This window comes from Flavivirga rizhaonensis, assembly GCF_004791695.1.
In the GTDB taxonomy this organism is placed as follows: domain Bacteria; phylum Bacteroidota; class Bacteroidia; order Flavobacteriales; family Flavobacteriaceae; genus Flavivirga; species Flavivirga rizhaonensis.
On sequence record NZ_SRSO01000018.1, the window covers coordinates 33,027 to 50,565 of the forward strand.

The 17,539-nt window shown below is 31.7% G+C and carries 12 protein-coding genes; 5 read left to right on the plus strand and 7 right to left on the minus strand.

The features are described 5' to 3' along the window. Window positions 1-70: 70 nt before the first annotated feature. Window positions 71-3,004 carry a TonB-dependent receptor gene (locus EM932_RS13145; protein ID WP_135877651.1) on the plus strand — a complete coding sequence of 978 codons (2,934 nt, stop codon included), beginning with the start codon at window positions 71-73 and terminating at the stop codon, window positions 3,002-3,004. A gap of 486 nt (window positions 3,005-3,490) precedes the next feature. On the opposite strand, the gene EM932_RS13150 is transcribed toward EM932_RS13145, so the two are convergent. The 5 genes from EM932_RS13150 to EM932_RS13170 are packed head-to-tail and all read right to left on the minus strand — an operon-like array spanning window position 3,491 to window position 10,561. Then, window positions 3,491-7,015, minus strand: a complete 3,525-nt coding sequence (locus EM932_RS13150) for an efflux RND transporter permease subunit (RefSeq protein ID WP_135877652.1) — start codon at window positions 7,013-7,015, stop codon at window positions 3,491-3,493. Between the two features lie 21 nt (window positions 7,016-7,036). After that, a complete protein-coding gene (locus EM932_RS13155; protein ID WP_135877653.1) occupies window positions 7,037-8,206 on the minus strand; it encodes an efflux RND transporter periplasmic adaptor subunit in 1,170 nt (389 codons plus the stop codon). Window positions 8,207-8,235: 29 nt separating this feature from the next. Next, window positions 8,236-8,604: a four helix bundle protein gene (locus EM932_RS13160; RefSeq protein ID WP_135877654.1), complete on the minus strand. Its 369-nt coding sequence runs from the start codon at window positions 8,602-8,604 to the stop codon at window positions 8,236-8,238. Between the two features lie 29 nt (window positions 8,605-8,633). Continuing rightward, window positions 8,634-9,953 (minus strand): TolC family protein, encoded by a 1,320-nt coding sequence (locus EM932_RS13165; RefSeq protein ID WP_135877655.1) that lies wholly within the window; start codon window positions 9,951-9,953, stop codon window positions 8,634-8,636. A 2-nt stretch (window positions 9,954-9,955) separates the two neighbouring features. Continuing rightward, window positions 9,956-10,561, minus strand: a complete 606-nt coding sequence (locus EM932_RS13170; protein ID WP_135877656.1) for a TetR/AcrR family transcriptional regulator — start codon at window positions 10,559-10,561, stop codon at window positions 9,956-9,958. 125 nt (window positions 10,562-10,686) lie between these two features. Here EM932_RS13170 and EM932_RS13175 point away from each other — a divergent pair, with 125 nt between their 5' ends. From EM932_RS13175 to ric, 4 genes are all read left to right on the plus strand, one after another. Next, complete coding sequence (locus EM932_RS13175; protein WP_135877657.1) at window positions 10,687-11,661, plus strand: polyprenyl synthetase family protein; 975 nt, start codon at window positions 10,687-10,689, stop codon at window positions 11,659-11,661. Next, complete coding sequence (locus EM932_RS13180; RefSeq protein WP_135877658.1) at window positions 11,661-12,008, plus strand: hypothetical protein; 348 nt, start codon at window positions 11,661-11,663, stop codon at window positions 12,006-12,008. Before EM932_RS13175 ends, EM932_RS13180 begins: the two co-directional genes overlap by 1 nt. Window positions 12,009-12,280: 272 nt before the next feature. After that, window positions 12,281-12,715, plus strand: coding sequence for an RrF2 family transcriptional regulator (locus EM932_RS13185; protein WP_135877659.1), 435 nt, complete (start codon window positions 12,281-12,283; stop codon window positions 12,713-12,715). Window positions 12,716-12,766: 51 nt separating this feature from the next. After that, window positions 12,767-13,498 (plus strand): iron-sulfur cluster repair di-iron protein, encoded by a 732-nt coding sequence (gene ric / locus EM932_RS13190; protein ID WP_135877660.1) that lies wholly within the window; start codon window positions 12,767-12,769, stop codon window positions 13,496-13,498. A 345-nt stretch (window positions 13,499-13,843) separates the two neighbouring features. On the opposite strand, the gene EM932_RS13195 is transcribed toward ric, so the two are convergent. Both EM932_RS13195 and EM932_RS13200 read right to left on the minus strand, forming a co-directional pair. Then, window positions 13,844-16,495: a hypothetical protein gene (locus EM932_RS13195; protein WP_135877661.1), complete on the minus strand. Its 2,652-nt coding sequence runs from the start codon at window positions 16,493-16,495 to the stop codon at window positions 13,844-13,846. Beyond that, entirely contained in the window at window positions 16,488-17,234 is a 747-nt protein-coding gene (locus tag EM932_RS13200) for a DUF805 domain-containing protein (protein WP_135877662.1), read from the minus strand. Before EM932_RS13200 ends, EM932_RS13195 begins: the two co-directional genes overlap by 8 nt. Window positions 17,235-17,539 lie beyond the last annotated feature (305 nt).

Sequence of the window (17,539 nt, forward strand, 5' to 3'; positions counted from 1 at the left end):
TACATTATTTGTATGAATTTACATATTTTTTTTGCATATTTAAAGGAACTAACTCAAATAAAAAAACATTATGAGCAAATTTTTACAATTCAAATTGTTTCTAACACTGTTATTTTTTATACCTGTAATGGCTTTTTCGCAGCAGGTTTCAGGTACGGTAACAGATGGCGAAACAAATTTGCCTTTAGCAGGGGCAAACATTATTATTAAAGGAACTAGTACAGGAGCCATTTCAGATTTTGATGGGAACTTTACTTTAACGGTAAAAGGCTTCCCAGTAACTCTGGTTGTCTCTTCTGTTGGGTATGATACTCAAGAGGTTAATGTGTCTTCTTCTCAAAAGGTCACTATCGCTTTAAAGGAAGGTGTTGCCTTAGATGAAGTTGTATTAATTGGGTCGAGAAACCCAAGTAGAACAGCTGTAGATACACCCGTTCCAGTTGATGTTATTGATATTTCCGAATTAACATCACAAGGGCCTCAAGTTAATTTAAATCAGATTTTAAATTTTGTGGCACCTTCATTCACGTCTAATACACAAACAATTTCTGATGGGACCGATCATATCGACCCCGCATCATTAAGAGGATTAGGACCTGATCAAGTTCTTGTTTTAATTAACGGAAAACGAAGACATAATTCATCTTTAGTTAATGTTAATGGAACCTTTGGACGTGGTAGTGTAGGAACCGATTTAAATGCTATTCCATCTGGAGCTATTCAGAGATTAGAAGTTTTACGTGATGGCGCTGCGGCTCAATATGGATCTGATGCCATTGCTGGCGTTATCAATATTGTGCTAAGCAGTAATGTAAATGAGCTTACTTTAAACATGACTACAGGAGCCAATTTTACAAAGAATGCCAATGATCAAACAGGAGGTGTAGATGGAGAGACCGTTAATATTAGTGCTAACTACGGTTTGCCTTTAGGTGAAAACGGTGGATTTATAAACTTTACGGGTGATTTTGATTTTAGAGAGGATTACGGTAGAATGAAAGCATGGGAAGGCAATGTTTTTAACCTTTATAATACGGTTGAAAGATTTGCTAATAATGATGGTTATAATTTGTCGGATTTATTAGATGATGATGTTACTGATGTGATACAATATGCTAATGCTGCTGGAATTAATTTGGGGGGAGCTAGTACTAAAGCAGATTTGCAACCTATTTTAGAAGCTGATAATACGGATGCAGAATTAGCTGCCAGAGGATTGGTTAAAAGTGATTTTAACATGCGCGTTGGTCAATCTGAAGTAAGAGGAGGTCGATTTTTTGCTAATTTATCATTACCTCTGGATGACAATGGAACTGAATTGTATTCATTTGCAGGAGCAAGTTCCAGAAAAGGAAACTCAGCTGGTTTTTATAGATTACCAAACCAAAGTAGAACGTATACGCCAGCGTACATCAACGGATTTTTACCAGAAATAAATTCAACTATTACGGATAAATCTTTTGCGGTTGGAATTAAAGGTAAAATAAATGATTGGAATGTAGATTTAAGTAATACCTGGGGAAAAAATGCTTTTCTATATACTATTGGAAATACTTTTAATGCCTCTTTTCAGAATTCTTCTCCAACAACATTTGATGCAGGTGGGTTTAACTTTATGCAAAATACGGTTAACTTAGATATCAATCAGTTTTATGATGATATTCTTAGTGGACTTAATGTCGCTTTTGGTGCCGAATATAGATTAGAAAATTATGAAATTGTAGCAGGTGAAGAAGCATCTTATGCACAATATACAGCAGATGGACAAGTAATTACCTTAGCTTCTCAAAATCCTTCCGAAGATTTTTTTGACAATTCCAGACCTGGAGGATCACAAGTATTTCCAGGTTTTAGTCCTAATAATGAGTTGTCTAGAGGCCGTAGTAGTATCGCTGGGTATTTCGATTTGGAGGCTGATTTTTCAGAAGCATTTTTAGTTAGTTTTGCAACACGTTTTGAGGATTATTCAGATTTTGGTTCAACTATTAATTTTAAGTTGGCGACCAGGTTAAAAGCTAGTGAAAATGTTAATGTTAGAGCTGCATTAAATACAGGTTTTAGAGCACCTTCTTTACATCAGCTTAATTTTAATTCAACGTCGACTATATTTGATCAAAATGGAGATCCACAAGAGGTAGGAACGTTTGCGAATGATAGTAGAGCAGCTCAACTATTAGGAATACCACAATTAAAAGAAGAAACGTCTCAAAGTATAAGTTTAGGTTTTACAGCTAAAATACCTGATGCTAATTTAACCGTAACAGTTGATGGTTATTTTGTTGCAATTGATGATCGCGTAGTTTATACAGGGCAGTTTGCTCCAACTCCAGATGCAGGCACAGGAACAGGAGGTGTACCACCTGTTTACTCAGGGGCGCAATTAGAATTATTCAACTTATTAACGCAAGCAAATGCTTCCAGAGCAGCTTTTTTTGCTAATGCTATTGATACAGAGTCTAAAGGATTGGATATTGTTATTACACACAAAGCTAACATAGGAACAAACATGGAACTAAAGTCTGATTTATCAGGAACATTTTCCAAAACAAAGAAGGTTGGTGCAGTAAAGGCATCAGATTTGTTAGAAAGAGCAGGAAAAGTGGATACTTACTTCCCAGAAGATAGTAGAGTTTATCTAGAAGAAGCAGTGCCGCGTACTAAGCTAAATTTGACTAACAATTTAACAGCTGGCAAATTTAATGTATTTTTAAGAAATGTGTATTTCGGAGAGGTAACTGAAGCCACAACGAATGTTGCCAGACAACAAGTTTTTGGAACAAAAGTAGTGACCGATTTGTCTTTTGGTTACAAAGCTTCAGAAAGTTTAACATTAACGGTAGGAGCGAACAACTTGTTAGATATTTATCCAGATAGAGCTGCCGAAGTTTTATCAGATGGAGGTACAAACAGGAGTAGCGGTCGTTTTGATTGGTCTAGACGTGCACAACAGTTTGGAATAGGAGGACGATTTCTTTTTGCCAGACTTAGCTTAAAGTTGAAATAAGAAAATAAGATATTATTTATGAGCTCCATGAATATTCATGGGGCTTTTCATATCATATCGTTGGGTAGATATGAGACGTTTTGGAAGACTTGCAGACATAAATCAAGACCTATGATAGAGCTGGTGATTTATCTCCAGTACCTAATCAATTCCCGATTCCACAAAACGAAGGACAATAGTAAGATATTTATACCATTTCCTGTTTGGAATTACTGTAAAATAAAATAATGATTATTTGCTTTATACAAAATATAAAAATAAAGCATAGTCTCAGTTGCGGTTTCTTTTTCTATTGAAGTAGAAGGTGAAAAAGGGTGTTTTATTACGGTTATTTCAAATGAGAATAGGTATTACTTATAATTGAATAAAAATGAAAAGCCCCAACATTATGTTGAGGCCTTTCCGCTATTAACCAATCCTTTGTAAAAGTAAAGGACTTTTGTTACAGCTATATTTCACGCTGTTTTAGTTTGATTAGAAATTATTCTAATCGTTTATCTTATCTAATTCGTTAAAAACCTCTTTGTTATATTTTGCAGCTCTGTTGCTGTACAACCACATTTTAAATTTGGTTACTAAATAGAACAAAATTGGTACGACTATTAATGTTAGGAATGTAGCAACAAATAATCCGTAAATAACAGTCCAGGCTAAAGGACCCCAGAAAATGACATTGTCACCTCCCATGTATATGTTTGGGTCAAACTCACTAAATAAAGTAAAAAAATTGATGTTAAACCCAGTAGCTAAAGGAATTAACCCTAAAATAGTTGTAATAGCAGTTAATAATACAGGTCGCAAACGTGCTTTTCCACCTTTAACAATAGCTTCTAATAGATCCGACGTTTCAAGATATTGATCATCTTCTAAATCATGTTCTACTTTTTTTCTGTCAATTAAAAGCTGCGTATAATCCAAGAGTACCACACCATTATTTACAACAATACCTGCCAATGAGATAATACCCATCATAGTCATCATAATTACGAAAGCACTACCAGTAGCAACAATACCTCCAAATACACCTATTAAACTCAAGAAAATAGCCAGCATAATAATGCCTGGTTTAGATACTGAGTTAAATTGGAAAATTAGAATAAAGAAGATGAGACCTAAACCTGTAAAGAATGCACCCATTAAGAATGCCATTTGTTTATTTTGTTCTTCTATCTGTCCAGTATAATCCACTTTGACCGATGCAGGTTGTTCTGTGAAACCCTGCATTTCATTTTGAATTTTAGTTACGATAGCTCCGGCATCCGTAAACCCAGGTGCTAAAGCAGAATATAAGGTTACCACTCGTCTAACATCTCTATGCTTTATGGCACTGAATCCAGAGGTGTTATTTTGTTTGGCAACAGTAGAGACAGGAATTTCTTTTATTTGCCCATTAGCAGGGTCTCTAAAAGTGATTTTCTGGTTAAAAATAGCACTCGTATTATACCTGTTTTCTTCATTAAAACGCACATAGATATCATAATCCTCACCATCTTCTTTGTAAATACCAGCTTTAGCTCCAAAGATAGCATTACGTAATTGTTGTCCTACCTGACCAGAAGTTACACCTAATTCTCCGGCTTTTTTTCTGTCTACCTGAACCTGCATGGATGGTTTTGATTTGTTAACATCAATTTTTAATTCGTCAATACCTTGAATATTTTTCGAATTGATAAAATCACGCATTTTTTCAGCAGTGGCGATAAGCTCAGAATAGTCATTTCCTTCTAATTCAAGATTTATAGGATAACCTGCTGGTGGTCCTACGGCATCTTTTTCAACTGAAATGGCAACACCAGGATAAATATCTTTTAAATCCTCCTGAACCTTTTTAAGAAGGACATTACTATCGGCACCCTCTCTAAATTTATATTCACGCATGGTTGCTGTTATTTTACCACGGTGAGGCATTTCTGCTTGTGAACCGCCATCTGTTTGTGGGTTTCCTGCACCTTCACCAACTTGAGATACGGCACTTTCTGTTAGGAAATTAAAATCACCATACATATAAGCTTCTTCATTTATAATTTTATAAACACGCTCTTCAATATCTTTTGTAATAGCATTGGTTTTTTTAATGTCTGTTCCTTCTGGGTATTCTATGTAAACAATAATTTGATTTGGAGTATTATCTGGGAAAAACTCAACTTTTGTACGTTGACTTCCAACAGAAGCTCCAAAGCCCATAAAGGCTACAATAAGCAAAACAAATGTTCCGATAGCAATAATGGCTGGTTTTTTCCCACTTAATGCACTACGAAGTGTTTTTTCGTAAAGACGTTCCCATTTAGGTAATATATTATTTTGAAACCCGTTAGCCCAGCTTCTTAGGAATAAACGATAGATCCAAAGTAAAATAACAGTGACTATCATTAAGGAACCCAAACCTCTATAACTTCCACCAACAAGCATAATAATAAGACCAAGACCTCCAACAATGGCAGAGATTTTGATAATATTTTTTAAAGGCATGTTTTTATCTTCGGTCGTCATAAACTGGGATACCATAACGGAGTTAAAGAAGATAGCTACAAACAATGAGGAACCTAGTACAACAGACAAAGTAATTGGGAAATAGATCATAAATTGTCCCATAACGCCTGGCCATAAACCTAATGGTATAAAGGCAGCGACTGTTGTTGCCGTAGATATAATAATTGGGAAAGCTATTTCACCAATCCCCTTTTTAGCCGCTTCTATACGACTCATGCCTTCTTCACTCATTAAACGATACACGTTTTCAACCACCACAATACCATTATCAACCAACATTCCAAGCCCCATAATAAGACCGAAAAGAATCATGGTATTCATAGTGTAGCCTAACGTGTTTAAGATCATAAGAGACATGAACATAGACATGGGGATGGCAAATCCAACAAACAAGGCATTTTTAAATCCTAAAAAGAACATTAAAACTGTAACCACGAGGATGATACCAAATATGATGTTGTTTACCAAATCGTCAACCTGTCCAATGGTTTTTGAAGATTGGTCGTTTGCTACAGTAACTTTTAAGTCTGGAGGAAATACATTAGCAACAGCATCTTTAATGATAACGTCTATTTGCTCTGCTGCAGCTACCATATTTTTTCCTGCACGTTTTTTAACATCTAGCATGACAACAGGTTCTCCAAATTCTCTTGCATAAGTTGTTTTGTCCTCATCTTTAAAGGTAACCTGGGCAATATCTTTTAAATAAATAGGATTATTCTTTTCAGACTTTACTACAAAATTTTCGAGTTCATCTGGTGTGTCAATTTCTCCGATAATTCTAATAGTACGCCTCTGTCCGCTAGTAATTAAATTTCCGGCAGACATGGTCATGTTTTCATTGCTTATGGTATTGATGATATCTTGAAAGCTAACCTGAGCTGCCATCATTTTATAAATGTCTACAGCAACTTCTACTTCTTTTTCCTGAGCACCACGAATATCAACTTGTTTGATTTCCTGTAAACTTTCAATTTCATCTTCAAGGTATTCTCCATATTCTTTTAATTTATCTACAGGATAATCTCCAGAGATATTAATATTAAGGATTGGAATTTCCTCAGACATACTTAAATCGAAAATATTAGGCTCTACTTTAGCACCATTAAATGTTGGCCAATCTTCACCCGAAGTCTCTGTATCTACTTCGTCTTTTACTTTTTGTTTGGCTGCATCAACAGAAATATTTTCATCAAACTCTACAATAATAATAGAATAATCTTCCTGAGATGTTGAGGTGATTTCTACAACATTACTAACTGTTTTAAGTTTATCTTCTATAGGGTCTGTTATTAATTTTTCAATATCTTCGGCAGTGTTTCCTGGGTATACAGAACTAATATAGATTTTGGTTTCTTTAATTTCCGGGAAACTTTCTCGGGGCATACTAAAATATGCACCGGCACCAAGAAATAGTATCAAGACAATTAAAACATACATGGTTGTTTTATTATTAATTGCCCATGATGATAAACCAAATTCCTTATCTACTTTCTTCTTTTGTTTTTTATTTTTACTCATTATTTTTCAGAATTAGGTTGATTATTCTACAACAAGTACTTTTACTTCTTGTCCATCTTTAACACTTCTAGCACCTTCATCAATAATTTCATTCCCATTTGCTAAACCAGAAAGCACTTCAATATAGTCACCTTGAGTTTTCCCTGTTTCTATAATAACACGTTTTGCTTTTCCTTTGTTATTAACTTTATCGGTTACGGTGTAAACATATTGTTGCCCTTCAGCATTTTCAGAAATAATACTTTGAGGGATTAATATGGCTTTTTCGTTTTTGTAATCGTTAATTTTAAGCTTTGCTGTTAGATTAGGTTTTATAGATTTATCTTTATTAGAAACAGCAACTTCAATTTTAAAGGTTCTGTTTGCAGGGTTTATAAAATTTCCTGCCTGACGCACTTTTGCGTCCATCTTTTTTCCAAGTACTGGGAACTCTACCTGTACATCTTTCCCATGTGTTATATTAGAAATATAACGCTCTGGTACATCTGTTTCAATGTACATATCTTGAAGGTTAACAATTCTGAAAAGTTGAGATTGTCCTTGAGCAATAACACTTCCTTGTTCTGAAATTACATCGTCTATAGTTCCAGAAAAAGGTGCGCGAACCAAAGTTTTTGCCATTTGTTGTTGTAATTGATTAACGGCTCTTTGCTGTGCTTCATACGTGGATTTAGCTTGTAGATACTCAATTTCACTACCAATTTTTTGATTCCATAGACGCTCCTGACGCTCAAAAGTTGTTTTTGCTAAGTCAGCTTGAATTTGTAGCTGTGCCACTTGTTGACCTAAACCACCATCATCAATTTTTGCTAATATTTGCCCTTTACTTACTTTTTGTCCTTCTTTAACATAAACTCTTGTTAAGGTTCCTGAATACTCTGGGTATATTACAAGGTTTTTCTTTGTGCTTACATTTCCTTGTAATTCTACATAGTGATTGAAAACGGCTTCTTTAGCAGCAAAAGTTGTAATTAAAGGAATTCTTTCCTGAGGATCCAGCTTTTTAATTTCAGAGTCTAATTGCTGTAACTGCGAAGAAATTTCTTGAGCAGACACATCTAACTCCGTTTTCTTTTGTCTTATCTGTTCTAAATTTCCAGAAGCTATAATATCTTCTACAGACATTTTTTTATCGGCTCCACAAGAAGTTAAAAGTAGCGTTACGATTACTAGTGAATATATATTTTTCATTGTCAATTGAGTTTAAAGGTTGATTTTGTTTATAAGTTTATTTTTGATTGTGATTTATATAAGCCATCAAGCATGGCGGTTATTTCTGAAATATCTTGTCTAATGTTTTCATACTCCTCATTTGAAAGAAACTCTAAATCATTAGAGATTATTATTTGGTTTAAAAGCTCCAATGCCGAACTAAAGGCAATTTCTGTAAACCTAGCTTTGTCTTTTGCTGAATGTCTTCCAGTTCCTTCTGCAATGTTTGATGAAATTGAAACGGTACACCTTCTCATTTGACTAATTAAGCCATAACGCTCATCTTCAGGAAAGTTCTTTGTTAGTTTATATATTTTAACAGCCAATTTTCTTGATTTTTGCCAAACGGATAGTTTTTCGAAAGAAAATATTTTCATCTTTAATTTTTTAAACTTTAAACAATAAACTAATCAACTTTATTTAACACCGTTTCTAATTCAGCCTTTTTATTTATAACGTCAAGCATGGCTTGTAAAAATTCTTGTTGAGAACTGTATAATTGTGTTTGTGCCTGTCTTAGTTCGAAACTTGAAGCAATCCCTTCAAAAAACTTCGTTTGATTTTTCTGTTCGATGCGTTCTGCCAGATTCAAGTTTTGTTTTTTGTTGTCGTAATCTTCAATAGCAAACTGATAATCACTTTTAGCTGATGCTATTTGGAGTTTCAATTTTTGTTGGGTTTCTGTTAGATCTTCTTTTGATTTTTCAAGATTAATTCTGGCACGTTGTGTAGATGCGCTTCTTCCTCCTGAACTAAAAATAGGGATATTCATACTAACTCCAAAAGCAGCTGTGCCTGCCCAAATTTGGTTACTATTTAAAAATCTAAAATTTTGATTATTACCAACATACGAAGCGTTTGCAAAAGCACTTAATGTTGGCAGCGCTTTACTTTTTTCTAATTTTAAAAGAAGTTCTTTAGAAACTTTATCATTTTCTGCAATTTTAAAATCTATATTATTTTCAATCTTCTCTTCAGCATTGAGAAGATCTAAAGTAATATTTTGAGCTGTTAAGCTTTCTAAATTATCAGTCAATATAGTTTTAGAATTTATATCTGTACCTAAAGTAATATTTAGCATTTGGTAAGCTAAAGTTTTTAATCGTGATGTATTACTTAAATTACTTTCTACACTAGATAAGGTTATTTGTAATTGTTCAACACTTTCTTCTTCTTCTAGACCATTTTCATAAATCTTTGTAGTTTCGTTAAGATTTTTCTTTAAGACAGCTATGTTACGTTCTAAAATCTTAACACTTTCTTCTGCAAGTAAAACATTACCATAAGCATCAATAACAGTTTTTCTAACCTCTAAATCGGTTTTTTCTTTGGCATTTTCAGAAATTTCTAGAAATACTTTTGCAGACTGCAACCCGACCAAATAAGACCCGTCAAAAAGTAATTGGTCCATTCGTATTGATGGCGTAATAGATTGTTTAGCTCCAAAATCTATAACACCATCTTGATCAAAATCTATAGCATCAAATTGTTGTTTTACATTATTTTGATAATCAATTTTTCCGTTTATTTGAGGTAATCCAATTGTGGTAGTTTCCCATTTTTGTTTTTCTGCTGCCTTAATATCAAGTGCAGCATTTTTAGCAGTTCTATTATTTTCTAATGCAAAATCTATAGCTTCTTGCAAAGAGAAACTTTTAATGTCTCCCTGAGAATAAATCGCAATAGAGCATAATAAACTAAATATTAAAATTAGTTTGTTCTTCATTTTTATGATTGATTTGATGTTATAAATTTGTTTAATATTTGAAAGCCTTTATCAGTAACAATGGCTCTTAAATGATATTCTAAATAACTCTCTATTAAGTATTCCATGGTATAAATATCTGTAGGGAAAATGGAGTTGTCTTTTATTCCATTCATTCCATTAAAATACATTCTGGATATAAAATCTACATTAATATTTGATCTGAATAATTCGGTGTCGACACCCTTTTGAAGGCTTTCTTTAACCGAATCATGCATTTTTTCAAACTGTTTAAGTTTTAGCACATCATATATTTGTGGGTAATATTTTCTTAATTGAAATTGAGGTGATGATTTTTCACTTTTTAAGTGATTCATCACAAACATTTTGATATCATATAATTCTTCAATGGGGTTCTTTGAAGCTTCGCAAATAGTATCAATACCATCGCAGATAGTTTCAAATAGTTCAAATGTTACAGCCTCAACTAATTTAGTTTTGTTAGCAAAATGTACATAAATGGTTTTTTTAGATATACCCATTTCTTGAGCAATATCGTCCATTGTAACACTTTTAAAACCTAACGTAATAAATAATTCGGCTGCCCTATGTATAATTTTTTCTCTCATAACTGGGTGCAAATATAGAATGGAAACTATAAAAACCAAAAAAGTTTCCAAAGTTTCACAATTTTTTAACATATGAAAATAAGATGAAAACCTTTTAATAATACTATTTACTTTATTTTTGCGCCATGCTTTCAATAGAAAAATATCAAGAAGAATTTGTTGCTTATTTGGAAAAATATTCAACATTAAAAGAACCTAATAACCTTTATGCGCCCATCCAATATATTTTAGGCTTGGGAGGAAAACGATTAAGGCCAGTTTTAACATTAATGACTGCTGAAATTTTTAATAGCGATTATAGAAAAGCCTTAGATGCTGCTTTGAGTATTGAGGTTTTTCATAATTTCTCTCTGGTTCATGATGATATTATGGATGATGCGCCTTTGCGTCGTGGACAAGAAACTGTTCATGAAAAATGGGATATTAATACGGGGATTCTTTCTGGTGATGCCATGTTGATTATGGCATATCAGCTATTCGAAAACTATGAGACTAATACGTTTCAATCTTTAGCAAAGCTATTTAGCAAAACGGCTATTGAGGTTTGTGAAGGTCAACAATACGATGTTGATTTTGAAACCAGAAATGATGTGACTGTTCTGGAATACCTAAAGATGATTGAATACAAAACAGCTGTTTTGGTAGGTGCTGCAATGAAAATGGGAGCTATTGTTGCTAATGCATCAAATAATGATCAAAATAGTATTTATGAATTTGGGCGAAATTTAGGTATAGCTTTTCAATTACAAGATGACTATTTAGATGCTTTTGGAGATCCAAAAACATTTGGAAAGCAAGTTGGTGGTGATATTATAGAAAACAAGAAAACCTATTTATATTTAAAAGCTTTAGAGTTTTCCAATGAAGAAAATCAGCTTAAACTAAAAGAGTTATTTAATTCAGTACTTGAGGATAACGACGCTAAAATTAGCACTGTAAAACAAATTTTTAATGGTTCGGGAGCTTCAGGTGCCACCCAGGAAGAAATTAAAAATTATACAAATAAAGCCTTTATGGTTTTAGAATCTTTAGATATTTCTGAGGAGAAAAAAACACTTTTACGTGATTTTGGTAATGCCTTAATGAATAGAAACGTATAATGCAATTACCATCTACATTCGAAAAATTAATTGAAGAGGCCAATCAATCAGATTTGTACAATAAGTTAATTCTTCAAATTAATAAAGACTTCCTCTTAGCAAATATCGATTTAGATTTTCATGAAGAAATCTTGCCATCAAGCTTAAAACTCTTGCTTCACGAAATGATATATAAATTAATTCAGGAAAAATTTACTGAATATTTAAACCTGCTTTATATTATTGATGTTCCAGAAAAACAGGTTAAAGCACTAAATGGAGATGATCTTTTAAAACTTTCAGAAGCCGTTTCTTTTTTAATTCTTAAAAGGGAATGGCAAAAAGTATGGTTTAGAAATAATTATTAATAGAAGCGAATTGTAGGTGGAGGAGCTTTCTATTGGTCTCTTGCTTTTAGCTTTTAAAAACTTTAGACACGAATTTCACGAATGCATACGAATTCAGTTTTTACAATGTTTATTATTTTATATTTTGTTATTTCACGAAGCAAACTTTCAGTCTGCCAAAGAGAACCTATGAACTTTTAGTCCTTAGTGGCTTAGTTTCTCAATAATTTTAATTCGGATAAATTTGTCCTAATTAAAAATTTAACCTATTTTTGTACTAAATTATAATCTATATGTTTTCTAAAGCTTGCGAATATGGTATTAAAGCATCAATATTTATTGCGCTTAATTCTTATAAAAATGTTCGCGTTAGCCTTAAATCCATTGCTAAAGAGATTAATTCGCCAGAAGCATTTACAGCTAAAATCCTTCAGGATTTAGTAAGACATCATGTTATTAACTCTATGAAAGGGGCCTATGGTGGTTTTGAAATCGAAAAAGAATTAATTTCTACAGTAAAATTATCACATATAGTAAATGCTATTGATGGAGATGCTATTTATAGCGGTTGTGGTCTGGGGCTTCATACTTGTGATGAAAACCATCCCTGCCCAGTACATCACAAATTTAAATCTGTTAGGGAAGAATTAAAATCTATGTTAGAGAATACTAATCTTGAAGAATTAGCTCTCAATATTAAATCGGGAGCATCATTTTTAAAAGTGTAAAAAAAATTTAAATCAAAATAGGATAAAATTATCCGAATTAAAATAATTATTATGGAAACAATACTTAAAGATTCACAAAAACAAATCGGACAATTTGTTGCCGAAGATTTTAGAACAGCCGCAGTTTTTAGTAACTATGGGATAGACTTTTGTTGTCGAGGCCATAGAACCGTAGAGGAGGTATGTGATAAAAATGGTATAGAAACCTCTGAGTTATTAGATAAACTTCAGAATGTTTTAAGCAGCACTACTGGTCAGAATATAGATTATAAATCATGGCCGTTAGATTTACTGGTTGATTACATTGAAAAAAAACACCATCGTTATGTAGAAGAGAAAGTACCTGTATTACTTCAATTTTTAAATAAGCTTTGTAGAGTTCATGGAGAAAGACACCCTGAATTATTAAAAATTAATGAGCACTTTACGGCATCGGCAAGAGAGTTAGCTGCCCATATGAAAAAGGAAGAATTGATTCTGTTTCCATTTATTAAGAAAATGATAAGTGCCACTATTAGCAAATCTGCTATAGAAGCACCTCATTTTGGAACTGTTGAAAACCCCATAGCCATGATGAAGGATGAGCATGATAATGAAGGAGTGCGTTTTAGAGACATTGCAAAATTAACAAACCAATACAACCCGCCTGCTGATGCTTGTAATACGTTTAGAGTCACTTATGCTATGTTAGAGGAGTTTGAAAAAGATTTGCATTTGCATATTCATTTAGAAAACAACATTTTGTTCCCTAAGGCTATTAAATTAGAACAACAATTTAGTTAGTGATTAATTCTTTTTGATACTTAAAAATTCCAGAAAGATACTTTTATGTTTTTATCCAATTATTATTATAGATTAGTGTTGCTGTTATTTTGTTGATTCCGGATAAAAGAATTGAATTCGTTTAAACTTTTTCTATTTCCTAAAAAATGGCCGAAATTTACCCATATTTTGTTACTTTTCTTATGCGTAGCTCTGCTATGCCTTGCAAAAAGTGCCTCTTCTGAATAAATTTCATCTCATTTTCGGTTAAAAACAAAAAGTTTAAACGAGTTCATTGAGAAAATATTATAAATATTGTAAAATCGTTATCAATTATAGTAATCCAATAATAAATCTATAAGTTTATTATTGGATACTATCTTTAGAAATTTCATTGCCTAAATAATCTAGTTCTTTTTCAAGGTAATATAAACCATTTAAATACGATGTATAATGACTTTCGGCTATTCCATCAATGTTATTTGTTAATCGTCCGTTTCGGTCATACCTTTTTACGCTCTTAATTAGGCCAGAGTTTTGAATAGTGTATAAGTATTGTGCGACACCACTTTTATCTTCGATTAATTTGTTATTGGTTCCAAAAGTTCTAATTTTTATTGTTTCTCCTTTTTCATTCCATTTATATTCTTTTTTATAGTACCCTTCTGGACCTATAACGGGCTTATCATTTTTATCAAAATAAGTATCATAAACCACATAACCTAATTCATTTAATGTTTGATTGTTAGATGATATGCCATCAATGTTATTTGTTTTTTTTCCATTTTCATCAAAATAAGCATATCCTATATATTGTTGCTTTGAGTTATAATAATATTTGATCGACGAAACCCCAGAGTCATTTAACGCTGGTTCATTGTTTTTATTAAAAAAAGATTCGGACGTATTATTATCATATTTATTATAGATGTATACAGTCTTACAAACTCCTTTAACTAGTTTATTATTAGTGTTATAGTTTAGTATAATAGAGTCCCTGCCCGTAACAGAAAGGATAAACTTCCGCTTAAAAAAGCCATCAAGTATTTTTGGCTCCATATTCTTATTGAAGTTAGCTCTTTCTATAAGTTGGTTTTTATTATTATACTTATAGGTGTTATAAGTAACATTTTGATTTGCATTTGCCAGTTCTGATGAACTGTTATAATATGTTGTTTTTATCTTATTGTTATTTAAATCATAGTCCCATTTAACTATAGCTACATCGGCTTGAAACTCTTTTAAGTTTCCTAATGAATCTAGTGTAGATTCTTGGGTTTTATTACCACGATTATCATATAGATATTGAAATTCTACAATTTCATCCTTGGTTTGAGCATAATTATTATTGGTATCTAAATAAATTAGTTTTTTCACCCTATTTTTTTTATCCAGATGTTTTTTAAGAATAGCAACACCAGAATTATCATTAAAAACATCATTAAAAACATCTACATTACGAACATAAACTATGGAGTCATTAAGGTAGTTGTATTTTGAAGCCCCCCATTTTTCATCGTTAAATGACAGAACATATCCAGGATAATATTTGCCATAAAACAATGTGCGTCCTTTCTTGTCAAATTTTTCAAGCTCCATATGGTAATCATCTACACCTAGAACAGGATCATTAAATTTGTTAAACCTTTTAGAACTAGTACGGTTGTCATATAAGTCATATGTGTAAGTGTAGATGGAAATCCCGTCTTTATTTGGAGCAATTTCTGAGTCTTGATTAAGATTAATATTTCTTTTTAAATTACCCCTTTCATCATATTCATATTTACTGTTATAGGAATATAGGTGCTTAGCAAAAGTACCACTCTCGTCATACTCCTTATAACCAATTAATTGATGATTAGAATCATACTCCTTGATAACCTTTGACACAAAATCTATATCATTTTTTGGAATGTTATTAGAGTCAAAAAAATCAAGTTCAATTGTTCTACCTAAAGAGTCTAACGTATTTTTCTTATAATGTATGCCGTATTTGTTTTTAATACTCTTTAAATTGATATCGTAATAAGAAGTTATATAACATCCTTGAGGATCAATTTTACTTTCAATTTGATAAATCTTATTTACACTAATTCTTTCTTCTTTAGAGTTATAATAATGACCTACTTTTTTATTTGCTTTGTTGTACCTTTTATAAATACAAAAGTCTAATCCATCATTCAAAGTATTATTAGGATTAAAATATTTAATTTCAGTTAATTCTTTGTTCTTTTTAATTGAAACTTTAGCGGTATTAAATGCCCCTCCATTTTTTAAAACACCATTTTTAAAGAAATAAACAATGACTTCATTTCCTTTTTCAACTATTTTGTAGGATTCTCCATATTTTGTGTTCTCTTCATAAATAGGAAATGAGTGTAGTATATCATTGTTAAAGGTTCTGTAAATTTTTCTAAAGTATTTCGTATCACCTGTATCATATTGATAGTAACTATGTATGTCTGTGTTTTGAAAATAAGCAGTTTGACGTAATAGATCATCAATTTTCATTTCCCAGTACCTTTGTTTTTCTACAATAACACTATGGTCTGTAACACTATCGTATTCTAACTGCATTAATTCGTTTTCCGAATAGTATTTATTGAATAAAGAGTCTAACGTTTTATCATTGATTTTATCTTTACCCAGTTTTACAATTTCTTTTCTTAAAAGGCGCGTATGATATTCGGTAATATTAAAATGGTACTGCTCGTGAATTAGAACCTGATCATCTAACATAGAATCCGCTAATTTTTCAGACTTATCAGGATCCATATAGGCATATACATCAGAATCTAACCAAGAAATACTTTCTGGACAATAAATCCCATAATTTATTGTAGCTACATAATCCTTTTCTTTTTTTTCAACTTTTGTAAAGTTATCCCATGTGATATTTTTTTTTGACCAAATAACTTTATTGCTTGTAGTGTATTTTTTTCTTTCAGTTAATCCTGTATATAATAAAGCTACAAACAAGATTCCAGAAATAAAATAGAGTGTTTTTAACTTAAACATCTTTTAAACGATGATTAAAAATGAATGAATATAGACCCAGAGAAATATAAGTTAATCCAAAAATAAATAAGATTGCTATTAACTCGGAAATTATAGTTTCAAAGCCAATGTCTGCTAATCTAAAAATGACATTATAGAGTCTAATAGTTAAATAATAAAACCCAGCAAAAACTAATTGCTGATTAACTAAACTAGATTTTTCTTCTGGATAAGGTTTTTTGTAATAACTAACATAGAGTAAAACAATAAATCCTGGAATTGGCATTGCAAAATATGAAAGTGTTAGATAGGTGTCATATTCAAAAAATATTAGGTTGTTAATGCCTAAAATTAAAGCAAGAAGAAGTGTTATAGTAATAATTTCAAAAGTTTTTATCCGAGTGATTTTTTTAACAGCGGGGAATTTAATTGAGCTCTTTTTTTCTAGATATTCTTTAGATTTAGGGTTAAGACCATATTTATTCTCATTATTTTGCCCATCATAAAAAAACATAATGAATATGTAAAATGGAATTAATTGATAGAATCCACTATTTCCCAAGTCATGGCATCTTTTAGAACCTTGGGCTAATAAAACCCAATATGTTGTAAAAATAAGCAAGACAAATATGGAGTCTAATAATTCTGAAATTTCAGTAAAAAAGATGTTTAATATAAGAATAAAAGCATAAAAAAGAAAAGTTAATCCATATTCGAGTCTTCTTATTCTACCAGAAAACGAAAAGGGGTTTTTAAACATAAAAAGGCTAAATTTAATTTAAATACTAATATAGTAACATTAAAATTACGTACATCTAGTTTAATTTTAAAAGTGTTGGATTAATCTAGCCTTAAAGTTAATAGAAAAGCTGATGTAAGATCCCCTTTTGCGAGAAAAATTGTTAGTCAGATATTATTGCCTTTTCATTGCAAATTGTATTTGCTCATCAATAATTTGAGAGATAAAATTTTCCATATTTTAGATGCATTATAATGAGAGATTATAAGTTCTATATGAATTGCAAAAGGGAATTGCTTACATACTAAATTCTATTTGTACAGTTA